This is a genomic window from Actinopolyspora biskrensis, from assembly GCF_013408175.1.
Taxonomy (GTDB): Bacteria; Actinomycetota; Actinomycetes; order Mycobacteriales; family Pseudonocardiaceae; genus Actinopolyspora; species Actinopolyspora biskrensis.
This window is the reverse complement of sequence record NZ_JACBYW010000004.1, coordinates 129420-146939: the sequence shown is the minus strand read 5'-3', so window position 1 is coordinate 146939 and position 17520 is coordinate 129420. Positions and strand designations below refer to the sequence as shown.

Sequence of the window (17520 nt, the reverse complement as noted above, 5' to 3'; positions counted from 1 at the left end):
GTACGGAAGACCCCGCGGCGGTACGAGCTGCTCGGGGGGGTGTGCTCCGGCGCCGCCAGCGCCGAAGGAAGAACCCCGTCCCCACCAACAACTCGACCGGAGAAACGTCGGTCAGAGTTTGCGGACGCCGTCGGCCTGACTACGACCGTCCCGTCCCGGCTTCACCTCGTACTCGACCCGGTCCCCTTCGTCGAGAGTCCGGAACCCGTCCATGTCGATCGCCGAGTAGTGCACGAAAACATCCGAACCGTTGTCCGTGGCGATGAATCCGTAGCCCTTCTCGGGGTTGAACCACTTGACCGTGCCGACTGCCACGGCGTCCTCCTCGAAATATGTTGCGCGACGCCACGGGGCGCCGATGTAGCAATCGCTACGCTACCGCACACGAACGGATCCGTCCCGTTCTCGATCGTGCGGATTTTTCCCGCGTCCGATGCGTTGCGTGACACGGCGAATCGCCCGGAACGAGGAGGAACGTCGTTCAACGTCCGTTTCCGCTGTGCTGCGACCAGGACGTCATCCGACGCGGGTTGCGACTCTGCGCGACCACCCGCCCCGGCCCGGCGAAATCCACGACCAGACCGTCGCCCGTGCGCATGGACTGCGCGCGCCCCTGCTCGGACTGGCGGAGCCTGCACTGCAAGGTGTCCACATAGGCCACGAGGTGACCGGTGTCCATGGACACGATCTCCCCGGGCTGGAGCTCGTGCACGTCCAGCGCCCCGCAGCAGGCCAGTACGAGTTGTCCCTGTCCGCCCGCATGGGCGAGAAATCCCGGCTGGCCCCCGAAAATCTCCCGGAACCCGTTCCACCCCGCGTCGAGTCGGACGGTTCCCGCCGCGGCGAGCCACGAGTCCCTGGCCACGCACCAACCCCGCCGGCCGTCCATCTCGACGGTGTGCACGTCCCCGGGGAAGCTCGGGGCCACGTCGACCCATCCGCCCTGCGGACCGGCCGTGTAGCTCCTCTCCTGAACCGAGCCGCCCCCGGGCTTGATCCCCCAGGACCCGCGTTTGCCCGCACGGGCCGGTGAAGTGCCCGCCACCCCGTAACTGGTGGCCATCGCCTCGGATCCGGTGCGCGCGACCTCACCGGCCGCGAGCACGAGTCGCGCCACTCCGAACGAAGGCGAATGGCGAGTTCGGACCTGCACTACCCCTCCAGGCGGGGCGACGCCGCCCCGCGGACACGATCTCCCGACGGAAGGAAGTCTTGCACGCACGGTCCCCGCCCACCGAGCGGGTCGGGCGGGCAGCGAGCCCCGAGGGCGGGGCCGCGGATCAGGTTGGCACTCACTCGGCTGGATCGATCATCGGACCAGCGGCGAATCCGCTTTCCCCAGCCAACCACCGGCACTGCCGAACTCCTGCCAAGAACCTCGGACGCAAGGTTCCGCTCCGACTCAGGCGCTTTGAGCCCGAGTCACCGGCACCGCCAAGCAAGCCGAGCCGCCGACCCTAACTCCAACCTCCGGAACCGAGTGTCCGATGATCGGGGCGTGGCTCACACTACCGATCCCTCGGCGCTGCTGTCGGTGGACGAGTACCGCAGGCGCGTCTCGGAACTGCTCGTCCCGACCCCGACGCTGAACCTGCCGCTGGACGAATGCCTGGGACTGGCACTGGCCGAGCACCTGACGGCGCCGATCTCCCTGCCGCCCTTCGACAACTCGGCCATGGACGGTTACGCCGTCCGCTCGGCCGATCTCGCGGAGGCGGGCCCGGAGAGACCCGTGACCCTCCCCGTGACCGCCGACATACCCGCCGGACGGGTGCACCTCGACGAACTCGCCCCGGGGACGGCGCACCGGATAATGACGGGCGCACAGCTGCCCTCCGGGGCCGACGCGACGGTCCCGGTGGAACGCACCGACGGCGGCACGGAGCGGGTCACGGTCCACGCCACCGTTCCCGCCGGGGCCAATGTCCGCGGCAGCGGTGAGGACGTGATCGCGGGGCAGACCGTCCTCGACGGCGGAAGCACGCTCGGAGCCGCCCAGCTGGGCATGGCCTCGGCCGTGGGAAGCGCCGAGCTCCCGGTCCACCGCCCGCCCAGGGTGCTCGTGCTCTCGACGGGCTCGGAACTGGTGCGCCCGGGGACCCCGCTGCGCGGCGGCGAGATCTACGAGTCCAACGGAACCATGCTCGCGGCGGCGGTGCGCCAGTGCGGCGGCACGGCCGAGCTGCTGCACTTCGTGCCCGACGACGTCGCGGCCTTCCACTCCGCGCTGGAGCCGTACCTGGACGAGACCGACCTGGTGCTCACCTCCGGCGGGGTGAGCGCGGGCGCCTACGAGGTCGTCAAGGACGCGCTGGAGGGCGACGAGGTCCGCTTCGAGAAGGTCGCCGTACAACCCGGCATGCCGCAGGGATCGGGCCACTACACCGCGGGAGGGAGACGTGTCCCCGTGGTCACGCTCCCGGGAAATCCCGTCAGCTCGATCGTTTCCTTCGAGGTGTTCGTGCGTCCCGCGCTGCGCCGGGCGGGCGGTCACAACACAGTGGACCGTCCACGGAGGAGAGCCACGCTGTCCGGGGCCCTGCGCTCCTCGCCGGGCAAGCGCCAGTACCGGCGCGGGCTCTTCGACCCGGAGTCCGACACGGTGAGCGCGCAGGGGGGCGCGGGGTCCCACCTCCTCTCGGGCATGGTCGCGGCCAACTGCCTCATCCAGCTGCCGGAGGAGAGCTCCGAGGTCCCCGCCGGGACCACCGTGGACATATGGCTCCTCGACTAGCCGGGACTCCCCGCTGCGGTCCTCGTGGGCGTTCGGGTCGTGTGCGCCGGCGCCGGCGCACCGAAAGAACGCTCCCGGCCAATCGGAACGGAGGGGTTCCATGCCGACACGACCTGGGGTGACACTTCTCCTCCCAGGGTTCCCTACCGCCGGAGCCCCGAGGATGACTAGCCTGAGCCAGCGTTCACGGACCATCGTCAGTCGGGAGTTGTCACTGTGCGTGGCCCATGGCGTGCCGCTCTGACATCGGCACTGCACATCGGTTTTTTCGCCGTACCGGCAGTGCTGGTTCTCGGGCTGTTCGGAATCGCCGCCTACGCGCTCCGCTACGACTTCGGCAACGGGGCGCGCGCCGCACTGGCCGGACTCGTGGTCGCGGCCAGCATCGCCGTGATGTTGAGAGGCCTGCTCGGAGTCGACGACGGACCGCGCGGAATCCCCGTGAACGGCGACGCCCAGCCCCAGCTGTGGCGCACCGTCCGCAAAGTCGCCAAAACGGCGGAGGCGCCCGAACCGGACGAACTGCGCATCACCTGCGACACCGGGGTGCGGCTGCGGGAACGGACCAGACTGCTCGGCCTGCTGCGCGGCACCCGGTGCCTGGAGGTCGGGCTCCCGCTGCTGGCGGGCCTCACCGTCACCGAACTCTCGGTCGTGCTGGCCCAGGAGCTGAGCAAGGGAGGAGGCAGCACCCCCGAGGCGCTCGCCTGCCGCATCCGCGACGCGGTCCTGGCCACCGAGCGGGGGTTGACCGCGGGCCCCACCAAGTGGCTGTTCTCCGGCCATGCCCGGCTCTGCGCGGCCCTGACGGCCCCGCTGGTGCGCACCCGCACCCTGCGGGGGGATGCGATAGCGGTCCGCCTGGCGGGCAAGCGCACCACGATGGCCACCCTGCGCAAGCACGTGGGGCTGCAGCTGGGCTGGCGGGACTACACGAAGGAGTACCTGAGCATGGCCGCCCGGGTGGAGCACACCCCGGACGTACTGCTCGGTTTCCGCTCGTTCCTCGAGAACCAGCACCGCAAGAAGGACCTGGCCGAACGGGCGAAGGAGACCATCTCGGCCGAGCGGGCCGACGAGCCCTCCCGCCCCACTGTTTCCCAACGCCTCGAAGCGCTCAAACGGGCCTCCTCGGGCGAGCCCGACGAGACCGACGACCGACCCGCCGTCGCGCTGGTCCGCAATCCGCGCAAGAGCATCCCGGCCGTCGAGGACCGACTGCTGGTGGAGGGACTGGGAACGCGGGTGCCGTGGCCGGAACTGGCTCGGCTGGCCGCCGATCACGACGTCGCCGTGCGGGCGGGCAGGCTCAGCTCGGCCGTCGTCCAGAGCGGGGTGGAGGCCGAGCCGAACCTGGCCGGGGTGCTGGCCGCCATGCACCGGGGCGAGATGAACGACCTGATCAATCCGGCGCTCAACCCGGGGCTCTCCCCCGAGCTGGTGGACGAGGCCGTGGTGGACACGATGACGGAGCTGCTCGGGGCCACCGTGGTGGACGCCCTGGTCCAGGCGGGGCATGCTCAGCACGAGCTGGACTGGAGCGGCCCCCCGAAGCTCCAGCTCGCCGACGGGCGGGCACTGGACCCGGACAAGCTGGTGCGGCCCGCCGTGGCCGATCCCCGGCTGGTGCCGGGCTTGCACCGGCACCTGCTGCACCTCGGGGTGGCGTTGGACCACGAGCGGCCGCCGAGCGAGGAACCGGAGCCGAAGCTCTCCGGGATGGTCAGCCCGGTGCGAATCGCGAAGAAGCCCCACGACCTGTTCGTCACCGACCGGGGGCTGTTGCTGCTGCCCAACCGGACGGGGACGCTCCGGCGGCTGCTGGCCGGGGCGCTCGCCCGCCTCCGGCGGACCGAGCACGAGCGCCTCGAGCGATTGGCGGAGACCCCCGTGGCCGAGCTGCGCGAGCTGGACGGGTCCCAGTGGGTGGACAGCCGGGACGTCGCCACGGCCGAGCTGCACCGGGACGTGAGGTCCTGGGAGCTGTCGATGGAGCTCTACCTGGACGACTACGCGGTCTCGGAACTCTCCGAGTCCCTCACCGAGCCTGCCTCGGAGGATTCCGCGAGCGAGGAGGAATTGGCCAAGTTGCGTATATCCAGCGTCACTGACTCATTCGAGCGTGGGACCCCCTACTCGGGGCTGGGTGACCTGCTGGGGGCCCGGTTGAGCGCCGACAAGGAACCTCACTCGGACGAGTGAGCAACTCTGCGCAATAAAATACATTATGTTATTAAATCTGTGACAAAAGTCCTCCGATAGCGGCTACTCATCTCCTTGTGAGTTCCATTACACTGGACACAGCATCACAAGCTGTCGATCCGTTACACCTACAGAGCGTCGGACCTTTTCAGCACCCCGGTGCCAGCGAGAAGATCGGGACTCGGATGCGTGTGCCGTCGGGGGGCGCACGGATCCACCGGGGGCCGTTCGGAGTCAACGGGGAGGCCCCGAGCGGTCGTGGTTCCGGGCGGTGCCGGCACTTCGGGGGTGCCGGCACCGTCCCGGAATCCGAGACACCACCACTCCGCTCCCAAGCCGCGGAGCCTCCCGACCGACGACGCTCGAAACGCCCGACAGCCGGACGCCCGAGCGGACGACTCCCGGCGCAGGCCGCTCCCACGCGGCCGGAGCCCGGACGCGGGCGCGGTCCTCGAAAGCCAGCACAGCTCGTGAATCCAACCACAACCGCCCCCTGCTCACGGTCGGCGACCGGATATCAGCGATGCTGTAACCACGGCGACGCAAGCGGCACGTCGCATCCTGACCGTCGACGCAGGGGCGAGCCACCTCGATGAAGAACGCGGACTCCGCACCGAAAACCGGCCCGTTACTCAAGCTGGCACAGCTGGCCCGCGAGACCCTCCCACCCATGCACCGGGCGGGCAGACCGTTCGTGTTCGCGGGGGCGCTGGCCACAGTGCTGCTGCGCCGCCTCTGGCGTCCGGCGGGAGTGCTCGGCGCCCTCGCCACGGCCTGGTGCGCGTGGTTCTTCCGCGAACCGCGTCGAGTCACCCCCAGCGGATCCGGCATCGCCGTCGCCCCGGCCGACGGGACGGTCGCCGGGGTCCAGGAGGCCTGCCCCCCGCCCGAGCTCGGACTGGGGGAGCAGCGGATGCTGCGGATCAGCATCTTCCTGACGGTGTTCGACGTGCACGTGCAGCGGATCCCGGCCGACGGCGAGGTCGCCGCGCTCGCCTACCGGCCGGGAGCTTTCCTCTCCGCAGATCTCGACAAGGCGAGCGAGGACAACGAGCGCAACGCGATGCTGCTCCGCACCCGCGAGGGCGTCGACGTGGTCGTGGTGCAGATAGCCGGGCTGGTCGCGCGAAGGATCGTGTGCTCGGTCCGGGAGAAGGCGTCCGTCTCGGCCGGGGACACCTACGGGCTGATCCGCTTCGGCTCCCGCGTGGACCTCTACGTCCCCGCCACCAGCCGGGTACCGGTCGAACCGGGCCAGCGCGCCGTCGGTGGTGAGACCGTCCTCGCCGAGTACCCCCACGGGAACGGTGCGGCAGCGGTATGAACGAGACACGTACTAACCCACCCGGGGTCCGGTTCCTGCCCAACGCGGTAACCGTGCTGGCGATGTGCGCGGGGCTGTCCGCCGTGCAGTTCGCCCTCAACCAGCAGTTGGAGGGAGCCATCGCCGCCACGGCGGTGGCCGCCGTGCTCGACGGCCTGGACGGGCGAATAGCGCGGCTGCTGGACGCCACCAGCAAGATGGGCGCCGAACTCGACTCGCTGTCCGACGCGATGTCCTTCGGCGTGGCACCGGCTCTCACCCTCTACGCCTGGCAGCTGGGCGGTAACCGGGTCGGGTGGGTGGTGGCCCTGATCTTCGCGGTGTGCATGATCCTGCGGCTCGCGCGCTTCAACACGCTGCTCGACGACGGCGAACAGCCATCGTTCAGCAAGGAGTTCTTCGTCGGGGTGCCTGCCCCGGCAGCCGGGCTGCTCGCGTTGCTGCCGATCGTGATCACCGCGGCGGCAGGCGGCGACGGTTGGTGGTCGGCCCAGCCGACGGTGATGGTCTGGATGCTCGCGATCGCCGCTCTCGCGGTGAGCAGGGTCCCGACGTTGTCGCTGAAAACGGTCAAGGTCCCGGCCAAGCTGGTCGCACCGCTGCTGGTGCTGGTCGCGCTGCTCGCCGCGGGGATCGTGACCTACCCGCTCATCTCCCTGACGATCGCCCTGGCGGGCTATCTCGTGCACGTGCCCTACGCCGTGTATCGCCACCACTGGCTGGCCAACCACCCGGAGGCCTGGGAAGTCCCGCCGAGGGAGCGCCGGGCGATCCGGCGCAGTCAGCGTCGGCTCGGACTGCGCCCCCCGCTGCGTCGACGGGTCGCCGGGGCCGCGCGCCGTGTCAGGTTGACGCGCCGCAACATCGACCGCGACCGGGAGAGCAGGCGCAGCTACCGGGCTCTGGGACTGCGCCACCGCTCGAAGTGAGCCCCCCGCCGGGTGGTGCCCGTGATTCCGCCACCCGCACCGCCAAGCAGACCGAGCCGCCGAACGCACCTACTAGGCTCGAATCGTGAACACGACTTCGTCGATCACCCTCACCGCCAGGCTGACCAGCTCGGCGGCGGACAACCGCCGCGGTGTGCTGCGGCTGCACCCGGAAGTGCTGGACGCTCTCGGGCTGAGCAGTCTCGACGCGGTCCGGATCACCGGAACCACCGACACCGTGGCGCTGGCCGCGAGCACCAGGGTCGGCGAGTCCACGAGCGCGGTGCTCGTCGACGACATCACCTTGCGCAACGCAGGCGCCACCGAGGGGAGCGAACTCCTCGTCACCCCCGAGCGGGTGCGCACGGCCCGTTCGATCACCGTCTCCGGCTCGCGGATGGCGAGCGCTTCGATATCTCCGGAGACGCTGCGCCTCGCGCTCACGGGCAAGGTGCTGCTGGCCGGGGACACTGTTTCGCTGCTGCCCCAGGACCTCGTCGGTGGAGCGGCCGGGGCGGCGGGCGCGGTCCGCGGCAGGCTTTCCGCCTCGTTCGGAAGCACCTGGACCAACGAGCTGGTCACCATCACGGAGACGGATCCGGCCGGTGCCGTGGCGGTTCACCCCGGGACGCTGGTCGGCTGGAAACGCACCACGGGGGCTCCGGCGAAACCGGAGGCGGCTTCGGCGGCGCCGAGCGCTTCGGAGCGGCGAGCTCCCGCTCGGTCCGCGGAGGAACCCGCCGCTCCCCCGCCCGATGCGGGCGGGCAGCGGGTCCTGCCGTCCTCCGATCTCGTCTCCGGAAGGCAGACGGCCGCCCGGCTGGACGAGTGGCTGCGGCTCTCCTTCCGTCAGCCCGAGCTGCTGGAACGTCTCGGCACCACCGCGCGGCTGGGCGTGCTGCTCAGCGGTCCCTCCGGTGTGGGCAAGGCGACGATGGTGCGTTCGGTGGCCGCGTCCGTGGACGCCGCCCTCGTGGAGCTGAGCGGACCGAGCGTCGCCGCTCTGGAGGCCGCGACCGCGGCTGAGCGGGTTCACGGCGCGGTGCGGCGGGCGCGTGCGGCGGCGAGCCGGGACGGTGGTTGCGTGCTGCTGGTCACGGATGTGGAGGAGCTCTTCCCCGCCACGGATCCACCACCGCTTTCCACGGTGGCGCTGGACGCGCTGCGCTCGGCGACGGCTGAGCGCGGGTTGGCGCTCGTGCTCACCAGCGCGTCCCCGCAGGAAGTGGCTCCGGGGGTTCGGGAGCCGGGGCTCGCCGACCGGGAGCTGACCATCGGCCCTCCCGACGTGCCGACCCGCACCGAGCTGCTCCGGGTGCTGCTCGGGCAGACCCCGTTGCACCGCGAAGTGGAGGTGGGCCGGCTCGCCGAGCGCACCCCGGGGTTCGTCGCCGCCGATCTGGAGGCGTTGTGCGGGGAGGCGGCGGTGCAGGCCGCGCTGCGGCACCGCGCGGAGCACGGCGCGGACGAGCCCAGAGTGGGCGTCGAGGACTTCGAGCGGGCGCTGTCCTCCGTACGTCCCATCTCGATGTCCACCACGGACACTCTGCGGACCGGCGATCTGACGCTGGACGACGTCGGGGACATGACCGAGGTCAAGCAGGCGCTGAACGAGACCGTGCTCTGGCCGCTGAGTTATCCGGACTCCTTCGCCAGGTTGGGTGTTCGTCCGTCTCGCGGGGTGCTGCTGCACGGCCCTCCCGGCTGCGGGAAGACTTTCCTGGTGCGGGCGCTGGCCGGTTCGGGCGAGCTCAACGCGATAGCGGTCAAGGGCGCGGAGCTGTTGGACAAAATGGTCGGCGAGTCCGAGCGGGCGGTGCGCGAGTTGTTCGCCAGGGCCGCGGAGGCCGCTCCGACCCTGGTGTTCCTGGACGAGATCGACGCGCTCGCACCGGTGCGGGGGCAGTCCGCGAACTCGGGGGTCACGGACAGGGTGGTGGCCGCTCTTCTGACCGAATTGGACGGTGTGGAACCGTTGCGCGACGTCGTGGTGATCGGCGCCACCAACCGGCCCGAACTGGTGGATCCTGCGCTGCTGCGCCCGGGCAGGCTCGAACGTTCCATCGGTGTTCCGCCTCCCGACGCGGAGGCGCGGGCCGAGATCCTGCGTTCCGCGAGCAGGAACACCCCGCTGGCCTCCGATGTGGACCCGGACGCGCTGGCCGAGTCCCTCGAGGGGTATTCGGCCGCCGACTGCTCAGCGCTGATCAGGGAGGCGGCTCTTTCCGCGCTGCGGGAGAGCATGGACGCGACCGAGGTCTCGACCGCGCACGTCGAGGCCGCGCGCGCACGGGTGCGTCCCTCGCTGTCGGCGGAGCAGCTGGCGGCGTTCGACGCGTACGAACGGGGAAGATGAACGGACCGCATCGGCTTCGGCCCACGGCGAGGCCGGTTGCTTGGTGGGGCGCTTAGCCGTCACGTGAGTCGGCGCCTCGGGAGCGTTGGGCCGCTGGTGAGTAGCCACCTACGCGGCGAGCGACCCGGCCTTGCGACGCATCCGACTCACGCACCGGATCTCCTCGTCCTGCTCAGGCTGAAGCACCTGCGCTGGGATGCGCCCCTGAGTTGAGCTTCTCGGGATTTCCCTTCGGCGCGCCAGCGCCGAACCCCCAGACAGGCACTTCCGATCGAGAGGCCCACACCAACGCAGGCGCTTACGAGCCCGAGCAATCGGCACCGCCGCGGGTTCTCAGTCGAGTGCCCGGCGAGGACGGCCCCGACGTTGTGTAGGTGCCTACCCGATGTCGGGCCTACCCGGAGCGAGAGCCCGCGAGAGGTTCCGCCAAGTAACCCGCTGAGCAAACCGCGCAGCCGAACTCTCGCTAACCCAGGCCGTCGTAGTTCTTGGTGACGATCACGATCACCCCCGGGCTGGCGTCGGATATGCCGTCGAACCTGGATTCGGCCCGCACGTCCAGTTTCCGCGCCACCGCTTCGGCCTGAGCGCGCTCACCGGTGCCCGGCCGGTAGTACACGGTCGTGACCGGGATGCGCCCCGAGTAGTTGCCCACCTCGACCACGTCGAACCCGGCGCCGCGCAGGTCGTCCGCCGCGCGGTGCGCGAGCCCCTCGATCTTGCTGTTGTTGTACACCCGCAGGGAGACGCTCTCGGACTTCCCCGAGGAGTCCGAGGCGCCCTCCCGGGACCCGGTGCTCTCCGGCGGGCGGCTTTCCGAGGTCACCCGTTGCGGCGGGGAGGTCGGCGCGCTCGACTCCTCGGGGGGTGCGGAGGAGGTGGAGCCGTCCGTGCTCTCCGCGGGACTCGTCTCCGCCGACGTGCTCTCGCCCTCGGAGGCGGTCAGCGAGCTCGTCGCCACCGGGCCGGGCGAGGGTTCGGCCACGGTGTCGCTCCCACCCGCGAACATCGAGGCCGCTCCGAAGACGAGCGCCAGCGCCCCGATTCCTATGAGCGTGAAACCGCCGATCCGCGCCGCGGAGGGGCCGGTGGATGGTTCTCCGGAGGTCATCAATTACTCCCGTACGGGTCCGGGACGCGTGGGGGCCGAGTCGATCCCGCCCGATCGGCGCTCGCGGCGCAGTCGCTTGATCAACATCGGCTCGCTCCGCATCGCCGCGGGCTTGTCCAGCAGATCATCGAGCAGGTTCCGGTACTCGGGCAGTGTGAGCGCGAACAGTTCCCGAACCGCCCGCTCCTTGCTGTCCGCGCCTTTCCACCACTGACGTTCGAAGGCGAGCACTTCGCGCTCCCGGTCGGTCAGCTCATCGGAGCGGACGTCCTCGCCGGTGTCGTCGACCGCGCTCCCCCTGGTCTGTTCGGGAACGCGCTCGATCGGCTGAGTTATCGGGTCGACGGCACGTAAGTGTCCGCGGGGTCTCTCCGCACCGGGTCTTTCCGGGCCGGGGCCCGGTTCGGGCCGCTCGGCGGTGCGCGCACGCTGCTGGCACTGCCGCGCGATCTCGTGTGCGGTCAACATCTGGGCGGCGTCCATGTCGCACCTCGCCTCACGATCGACTATCCGCACCGGAAGACACCGGTTCGTGCCCCCTACGCATTACACCATGCCTTGATCAAAACGGGTGTACATCACGCTCACGAGTGACGACATCAGCGTGGCGCTCGGTGTCGGCGACACGTTCGCCCGCGCTCGTGCTCACCTCGGGGGAGCCTTCCGCTTCCGAAGCACCGGATATGGTTTCGCGCATGACCGTCCACCCGATCCGCATCGCGGGCGACCCGGTGCTGTACACCGAGACACGGCCCGTGACGTCTCACGACGAGCAGCTGCGCACCCTCATCGAGGACATGTTCGAAACCATGGACGCCGCCCACGGCGTGGGGCTCGCGGCCAATCAGATCGGTGTGGATCTTCGCCTGTTCGTCTACGACTGCCCGGACGACGAGGGGGTCAACCACCGCGGGGTGGTCGTCAACCCGCGCCTGGAGACCTCGGAGATCCCGTTGACCATGCCCGATCCGGAGGACGACTGGGAGGGTTGCCTCTCCGTGCCGGGTGAGTCCTTCCCCACCGGACGGGCCGACTGGGCCAGGGTTCGTGGAACCGACGGCAACGGCGCGGAGATCGCGGTGGAGGGAACCGGTCACTTCGCCCGTTGTCTGCAGCACGAGACCGACCACCTGGACGGCAGGCTGTACCTGAGCAGGTTGACGGGCAGGCACGTGCGGGCCGCGAAGAAGATGCTCAAGCGCAACGGGTGGACCGAGGCGGGGCATTCCTGGAACCCCAGCACCGATCCGGACCCCTTCGCCGACTGATCCGCGCGCGGGCCCCCGGACACGTCCGGGATCCGCTCCGGCGGAGCCACGTCGGCAGCGTGCCGGCAGCGCCGGAGGACCGCTGTCAGAAGTCGCTCGTGTCCAGTTCCAGGCCGAACGGTTCCGGAACGGTGAGCGACTCCCCGAAGGGGACCCGGACCAGGCGCCGGTAGTGCCCGTCGCTCGGCTCGGAGTACAGCGACACGGCCGGTTCATCGGGGGCGTGCCGATCCACCAGCAGGTACAGCGGCACCTCGGCTCGCGCGTAGGCGGCGAGCTTGGTGGTGCGATCGGTGTCCGGGTTGCTCGGGGAAGTGATCTCGACGACCAGCAGGGCGAGCGCGGCGGGGACCGGGTCCGGACTCGTGTCCGCCGGAACGCGGTCGCGCGGGATCACCAGCAGGTCCGGCACGAACAGCCCGCTGTGCGGCGACACGGAAACCCCCGCGGTCTGGAAGATCGCCCAATCGTCCGGCGACCCGCGGACGAGCGCTCGATGCAGGCGATCAGCAACCAGGTTGTGCGCGTGTCCCGGCGGCGGTGACATCACGATCCTCTCCCCGATGATCTCCGCGCGCCAGCCCTCGGGCACGTCCAGGTTCCGCCAGGTGTCGAACAACTCCCCCGAACTCGCGGGCGAGAGTACCGGTGCGGCCGCCACAGCGTGCTCACCTCCCGTGTCATGGTCGTCACGCATCGTATCCTCCCGCTGTCGCGCCGGTGCCCGCGCCTCTGCTCGGCAGCGTAGCGACTCCTCGCCCGGCCGTCAGCGGTTCGCACCGCGTTGCGAACACCCCGTTCGATGGCTAAGGTCTGGCGCCGACAACCGAAACCGCGGGAGCTCGCTCCGCAAGCGGGCTGAGAGGGCGGCCGAGAGCGTCCGGGGCCGCCGACCGCACGAACCTGACCGGGTAATACCGGCGTAGGGAGGGAAACGGCATGGCCGACGTGTATCCGCAGCCGTCCGATTCGAGCGGAGCGGTCGCTTCGGGGTCCGGGCAAGCGTCCGGGGAGATCACCGCACCGGGCGTCACCACGGGTGCCATCCGGGGTTCGCGCAAGGTCCACCACCGCACCGAGTCGGGGCTGTCCGTCCCGGCCCGCCGCGTCGAGCTGAGCAACGGCGAGCACCTGGACGTCTACGACACCTCGGGGCCCTACACCGACGAGAACGCCGAGATCGACGTGCACCGGGGGCTGCATCCGCTGCGCTCCGGCTGGACGGACGGCCGTGAGCACCGCACCCAGCTCGAGTGGGCCCGGGCCGGTGTCGTCACCCGCGAGATGGAGTTCATCGCGGCACGCGAGGGGCTGCCCACCGAACTCGTGCGCTCGGAAGTCGCAGCGGGACGGGCGGTGATCCCGGCCAACCGCCGCCACCCGGAGACCGAGCCGATGATCATCGGGAAGAACTTCCTGGTCAAGGTCAACGCCAACATCGGCAACTCCGCGGTGTCCTCCTCGATCGAGGAGGAGGTGGAGAAGATGGTCTGGGCCAGCCGCTGGGGCGGGGACACCATCATGGACCTGTCCACCGGCAAGCGCATCCACGAGACGCGCGAGGCCATCCTGCGCAACTCGCCCGTGCCGATCGGGACCGTGCCGATCTACCAGGCCATGGAGAAGGTCGGCGGCGATCCGGCCAACCTCACCTGGGAGTCCTACCGGGACACGGTCATCGAGCAGTGCGAGCAGGGCGTCGACTACATGACGGTGCACGCCGGGGTGCTGCTGCGCTACGTCCCGCTGACCGCCCAGCGGGTGACCGGGATCGTCTCCCGCGGCGGTTCGATCATGGCCGCGTGGTGCCTGGCCCACCACAGGGAGAGCTTCCTGTACACGCACTTCTCGGAGCTGTGCGAGATCCTGCGCTCCTACGACGTCACCTTCTCCCTCGGGGACGGCCTGCGGCCCGGTTCGATCGCCGACGCCAACGACAGGGCCCAGTTCGCCGAGCTCGAGACCCTCGGCGAGCTCACGCACATCGCGCGCGAGCACGGTGTGCAGGTGATGATCGAGGGCCCCGGTCACGTGCCGATGCACAAGATCGAGGAGAACGTGCGCCTCGAGGAGGAGCTCTGCGGGGAGGCTCCCTTCTACACCCTGGGGCCGTTGGCCACGGACGTGGCACCGGCCTACGACCACATCACCTCGGCGATCGGCGCGGCCAACATCGGCCGGGCCGGAACGGCCATGCTGTGCTACGTCACCCCGAAGGAGCACCTAGGGCTGCCCAACCGGGACGACGTGAAGACCGGGGTGATCACCTACAAGATCGCCGCGCACTCCTCCGACCTGGCCAAGGGGCATCCACGGGCCCAGGAGCGGGACGACGCGCTGTCGAGGGCGCGCTTCGAGTTCCGGTGGACCGACCAGTTCAACCTCGCGCTGGACCCGGAGACCGCTCAGGCCTACCACGACGAGACCCTGCCTGCCGAACCGGCGAAGACCGCCCACTTCTGCTCCATGTGCGGCCCGAAGTTCTGCTCCATGAAGATCACGCAGGACGTGCGGGACTACGCGGACAGGCACGGGCTCAACAGCGTGGAGGCGATCGAGGCCGGGATGCGGGAGAAGGCCGAGGAGTTCACCGCCTCGGGCGGGAAGGTCTACCTGCCGATGGCCGAGTGACGAGCGCACCGCGGCCGCCGGTCCCACCGGGGTCGGCGGCCCTCGCTCGGAGGCGGGCCGCTCGCCGCGTAGGTCGCTACCCGAGAGCGGCCCAAACGCAGCAAGGCGCCGACTCACGTGACGGCTACCCGACCAGCTACGCGAACCGGCCCGCCGGAAAATCCTGCACTCCGACGCAGGTGCTTACGAGTCCGCGCAGTCGGCACCGCCACGGGTTCTCCCGTGGTGCTCTCGCGAGGAAGGCCCGACGTTGTGTGGATCGCTACCCGATGTCGGGCCTCGCCGCAGCGAGAGCCCGCGAGAGGTTCCGCCACGCAACCCACCAAGCAAATCGAGGCGAGAACTTTCAATAAAATGAGCGGGATGGACTCGACACCAGTGGGCCACGGCACCCGCCCCGCCAACGACACGGCTCCGCCGACGGCGCTGACCATCGCCGGTTCGGATTCGGGGGGAAGCGCGGGGATGCACGCCGACCTGCGCGCCTTCTTCTCCTGCGGGGTGCACGGGATGACCGCGGTCACGGCGGTGACCGTGCAGAACACGGTCGGGGTCACCGACGTGGTCGAGATCCCCCCGGAGACCGTGGCGGCCCAGATCGACTCCGTGGCCTCGGACATCGGTGTGCACGCGGCCAAGACCGGTGTGCTGGCTTCCGCCGAGTGCATCGAGGCGGTGCTGCGGGCCTGCGACCGGCACGGCATCGGCGGGGCCGGGCGGACTCCGCTGGTGATCGACCCGGTGGCCGCTTCGCGCAGCGGTGAACCGCTGCTGCACGCCGACGCGTTGGAGGCGCTGCGCACCGAGGCCTTCCGGCGCGCGACCCTGGTCACTCCGAATCTCGACGAGGTGCGGCTGCTCACCGGGATAGACGTGCGTGGCCGGGAGCAGCTGTGGGACGCGGCGAAGGCGATCTACGACTTCGGGCCGAGCTACGTGCTGATCAAGAGCGGACACCTGCCGGAGGACTCCGAGTGCGTGGACCTGCTGTTCGACGGGCACGAGGCCACGATGCTGCCGGGACCGCGCTACTCCACCGCGCACACCCACGGGGCCGGGGACGCCTTCGCCTCGGCCACCACGGCGGCTCTCGCGCGGGGCGCTCCGGTGTCCCGGGCCGTGCGGCTGGGCAAGCGGTTCGTCACGCGTTCGGTGGAGCACGCCTATCCGCTCGGCGACGGGGTCGGGCCCGTCTCGACCTTCTGGCGGATCAGCAGCCGCTCGATCTGAGCGCGCTTTTCGTCCTCCCGCGGAGCGCTTCGGCGACGCGGAGGGATTCCGCGGGTCAGCTCCGGTAGCGATCGGCGCGCACCCCGTCGAGGAAGGACTTCCAGGCTCCCGGAGGGACCGCGAGCACACCGTCCTCGGGGGCCTTGGAGTCCCGCACGGCCGCGAACCCCGCGCCGAAGGCCACCTCGACGCAGTTGCCGCTGCCGCTGCCGGCGCCGCCTGACCGAGTGCTCCTGCGCCACACCAGCGAAGCTCCGGGGAATTCGTTGCTCACCGTACGCACTCCCTCCAACAGGGCTCATCCGTAGAGTCGAGCGGCTTCATCGATCCTCCGAGTGGAGTCCTCGGGTGACAGCGCTCGTTCCGTGAGGATACCGAAACGAAGGGTGTAGTTCCTTACTTCTTCTCTGTCCTCTATGTACAGAGTGCCGCCGGGCGCTTCGGCGTAACCGAAGTCGGGGATCGGGTCGGGCAGGGTGAGGATGGAGAACGGCCCGTCGACGGCCGGGGTCGCTCCGGCCGACTTGGGGAGCACCTGGATCGTGATGTGGTCGCGTCGGGCGTGCTCGACGAGTTCCCGAAGTTGCTGCCGCATCACCGCGTCGCTTCCGACCGGGCGTTCCAGCACCGACTCGTCGATGATCACGTGCAGCTTGAGCGGCTCCGAACGCGTGAGCACCTGCTGACGCGCCATCCGTGCCATGACTCTGCGCTCGATCGCTTCCTCCGACAACCCCGGACTGCCTCCGGTCATCACGGCACGCGCCCAGTCCTGGGTCTGAAGCAGCCCCGGTATCACCGTGGTTTCCAGCTGTCGCTGGGCGACCAGTGCTCCTTCCACCGCCAGCACGTCCCGGAAGTCCTGGGGAAATTCCTTGCGGATCGCCAACCAGTAACCGCGTTCGTTCGCGGTGGTGGCGAGCTCCAGCAACCATCCGCGCAGCTCGGTATCGGTGACCTCGTACAGGTCCAGCAGTTGTTCGACTTCGCGGTACTTGACCTTCTGGTCACGCGTCTCGATGCGTTGCAGCTTGGACCGGGACCACTTGCCCGGCTGCTTCCGCAGCTCGTCGGCCGCTTCGGCCATCGTGAACCCGGCCTGTTCACGAAGCTGGCGCAGGCTCTCGGTCAGTTGCCAGCGTCGGACAGTGCTGCTTACGACGTCGCCGTCGGTGGCGGTCATCGCTGGGTCCTCCTGTTCGACCAGTCATCCATCCGAGTGGTTAATGCGAGTACCCATTCCAAAAGTGGGTACCCACAAAACATAGTGGTTACCACAAGCAATCGGAATGCTACGCAACGCAGGAGGCGGCGATGCCAGTAGGATCGGACGAACAGGATCTGTCCACAGCGGAAGAACGGGTGGAGCCGGAGCTTCCCGACCCCGGCCCCAAGGTGTTCGCCCTGTTGGAGCGCCACGGGGAGCACGGAACGGAGCTGTTCGCGTGGGGCGTGGAGATAGGCGCTCACGCCAGCGTGTTCCGGCCCGACGGCGGGATCCTGGCCCACTGCGAATCGGGGCTCGACGCCTGGGAGATGTTCTCCATCATCCGCGACGTCGTGCTGGTCTGGCCCCGGCACCAGGACCGCCCCCCGGAGATGAGCGCTGAGCGCTGAACCGGACGAGCGCGCACCGCCCGGATCCGGACCAACACCACGACCGACCGGATGACCACCCGCTCCCCGGACACACCACCTCTCCGGGAAACCGCCCCTCATCGAGTGATTTTCCTCG

Annotated in this window: 16 protein-coding genes; 9 read left to right on the top strand and 7 right to left on the bottom strand. The window is 69.8% G+C overall.

What is annotated here, in order from left to right; all coding sequences use genetic code 11:
* Window positions 1-111: 111 nt before the first annotated feature.
* Complete coding sequence (locus FHR84_RS11780) at window positions 112-315, bottom strand: cold-shock protein (RefSeq protein WP_017973067.1); 204 nt, start codon at window positions 313-315, stop codon at window positions 112-114.
* A gap of 166 nt (window positions 316-481) precedes the next feature.
* On the bottom strand, window positions 482-1153 hold the full coding sequence (locus FHR84_RS11775; protein ID WP_179535542.1) for an AIM24 family protein: 672 nt from the start codon (window positions 1151-1153) through the stop codon (window positions 482-484).
* A gap of 345 nt (window positions 1154-1498) precedes the next feature.
* Here FHR84_RS11775 and moeA point away from each other — a divergent pair, with 345 nt between their 5' ends.
* The 5 genes from moeA (at window position 1499) to FHR84_RS11750 (ending at window position 9545) form a co-directional block, all read left to right on the top strand.
* A complete protein-coding gene (moeA, locus tag FHR84_RS11770) occupies window positions 1499-2734 on the top strand; it encodes a molybdopterin molybdotransferase MoeA (protein ID WP_343075244.1) in 1236 nt (411 codons plus the stop codon).
* Window positions 2735-2950: 216 nt separating this feature from the next.
* Window positions 2951-4936, top strand: a complete 1986-nt coding sequence (locus FHR84_RS11765; protein WP_179535540.1) for a M48 family metalloprotease — start codon at window positions 2951-2953, stop codon at window positions 4934-4936.
* Between the two features lie 592 nt (window positions 4937-5528).
* Entirely contained in the window at window positions 5529-6260 is a 732-nt protein-coding gene (locus tag FHR84_RS11760) for a phosphatidylserine decarboxylase (RefSeq protein ID WP_179535539.1), read from the top strand.
* Complete coding sequence (gene pssA, locus FHR84_RS11755; protein WP_179535538.1) at window positions 6257-7189, top strand: CDP-diacylglycerol--serine O-phosphatidyltransferase; 933 nt, start codon at window positions 6257-6259, stop codon at window positions 7187-7189. Before FHR84_RS11760 ends, pssA begins: the two co-directional genes overlap by 4 nt.
* An 85-nt stretch (window positions 7190-7274) precedes the next feature.
* The gene (locus FHR84_RS11750; protein WP_179535537.1) at window positions 7275-9545 is read left to right on the top strand and encodes an AAA family ATPase; all 2271 of its coding nucleotides are present in this window, start codon (window positions 7275-7277) and stop codon (window positions 9543-9545) included.
* Between the two features lie 466 nt (window positions 9546-10011).
* On the opposite strand, the gene FHR84_RS11745 is transcribed toward FHR84_RS11750, so the two are convergent.
* Both FHR84_RS11745 and FHR84_RS11740 read right to left on the bottom strand, forming a co-directional pair.
* Window positions 10012-10656 carry a LytR C-terminal domain-containing protein gene (locus FHR84_RS11745; protein ID WP_179535536.1) on the bottom strand — a complete coding sequence of 215 codons (645 nt, stop codon included), beginning with the start codon at window positions 10654-10656 and terminating at the stop codon, window positions 10012-10014.
* A 3-nt stretch (window positions 10657-10659) separates the two neighbouring features.
* Window positions 10660-11139 (bottom strand): DUF3263 domain-containing protein, encoded by a 480-nt coding sequence (locus FHR84_RS11740; RefSeq protein WP_179535535.1) that lies wholly within the window; start codon window positions 11137-11139, stop codon window positions 10660-10662.
* 212 nt (window positions 11140-11351) lie between these two features.
* Between FHR84_RS11740 and FHR84_RS11735 the strand changes: the two genes are divergently transcribed.
* Window positions 11352-11924 (top strand): peptide deformylase, encoded by a 573-nt coding sequence (locus FHR84_RS11735; protein ID WP_179535534.1) that lies wholly within the window; start codon window positions 11352-11354, stop codon window positions 11922-11924.
* Window positions 11925-12009: 85 nt separating this feature from the next.
* On the opposite strand, the gene FHR84_RS11730 is transcribed toward FHR84_RS11735, so the two are convergent.
* Window positions 12010-12621, bottom strand: a complete 612-nt coding sequence (locus FHR84_RS11730) for a Uma2 family endonuclease (protein WP_179535533.1) — start codon at window positions 12619-12621, stop codon at window positions 12010-12012.
* 242 nt (window positions 12622-12863) lie between these two features.
* On the opposite strand from FHR84_RS11730, the gene thiC reads away from it, so the two are divergent.
* Window positions 12864-14555, top strand: coding sequence for a phosphomethylpyrimidine synthase ThiC (gene thiC / locus FHR84_RS11725; RefSeq protein ID WP_218862763.1), 1692 nt, complete (start codon window positions 12864-12866; stop codon window positions 14553-14555).
* Window positions 14556-14909: 354 nt separating this feature from the next.
* Complete coding sequence (gene thiD, locus FHR84_RS11720; protein WP_179535532.1) at window positions 14910-15785, top strand: bifunctional hydroxymethylpyrimidine kinase/phosphomethylpyrimidine kinase; 876 nt, start codon at window positions 14910-14912, stop codon at window positions 15783-15785.
* A 55-nt stretch (window positions 15786-15840) separates the two neighbouring features.
* Here thiD and FHR84_RS11715 read toward each other — a convergent pair whose 3' ends face one another.
* Complete coding sequence (locus FHR84_RS11715; RefSeq protein WP_343075243.1) at window positions 15841-16059, bottom strand: DUF397 domain-containing protein; 219 nt, start codon at window positions 16057-16059, stop codon at window positions 15841-15843.
* A 24-nt stretch (window positions 16060-16083) separates the two neighbouring features.
* The gene (locus FHR84_RS11710) at window positions 16084-16968 is read right to left on the bottom strand and encodes a helix-turn-helix domain-containing protein (RefSeq protein WP_179535531.1); all 885 of its coding nucleotides are present in this window, start codon (window positions 16966-16968) and stop codon (window positions 16084-16086) included.
* Between the two features lie 131 nt (window positions 16969-17099).
* Here FHR84_RS11710 and FHR84_RS11705 point away from each other — a divergent pair, with 131 nt between their 5' ends.
* Window positions 17100-17402, top strand: a complete 303-nt coding sequence (locus FHR84_RS11705) for a hypothetical protein (protein ID WP_179535530.1) — start codon at window positions 17100-17102, stop codon at window positions 17400-17402.
* Window positions 17403-17520: the final 118 nt, after the last annotated feature.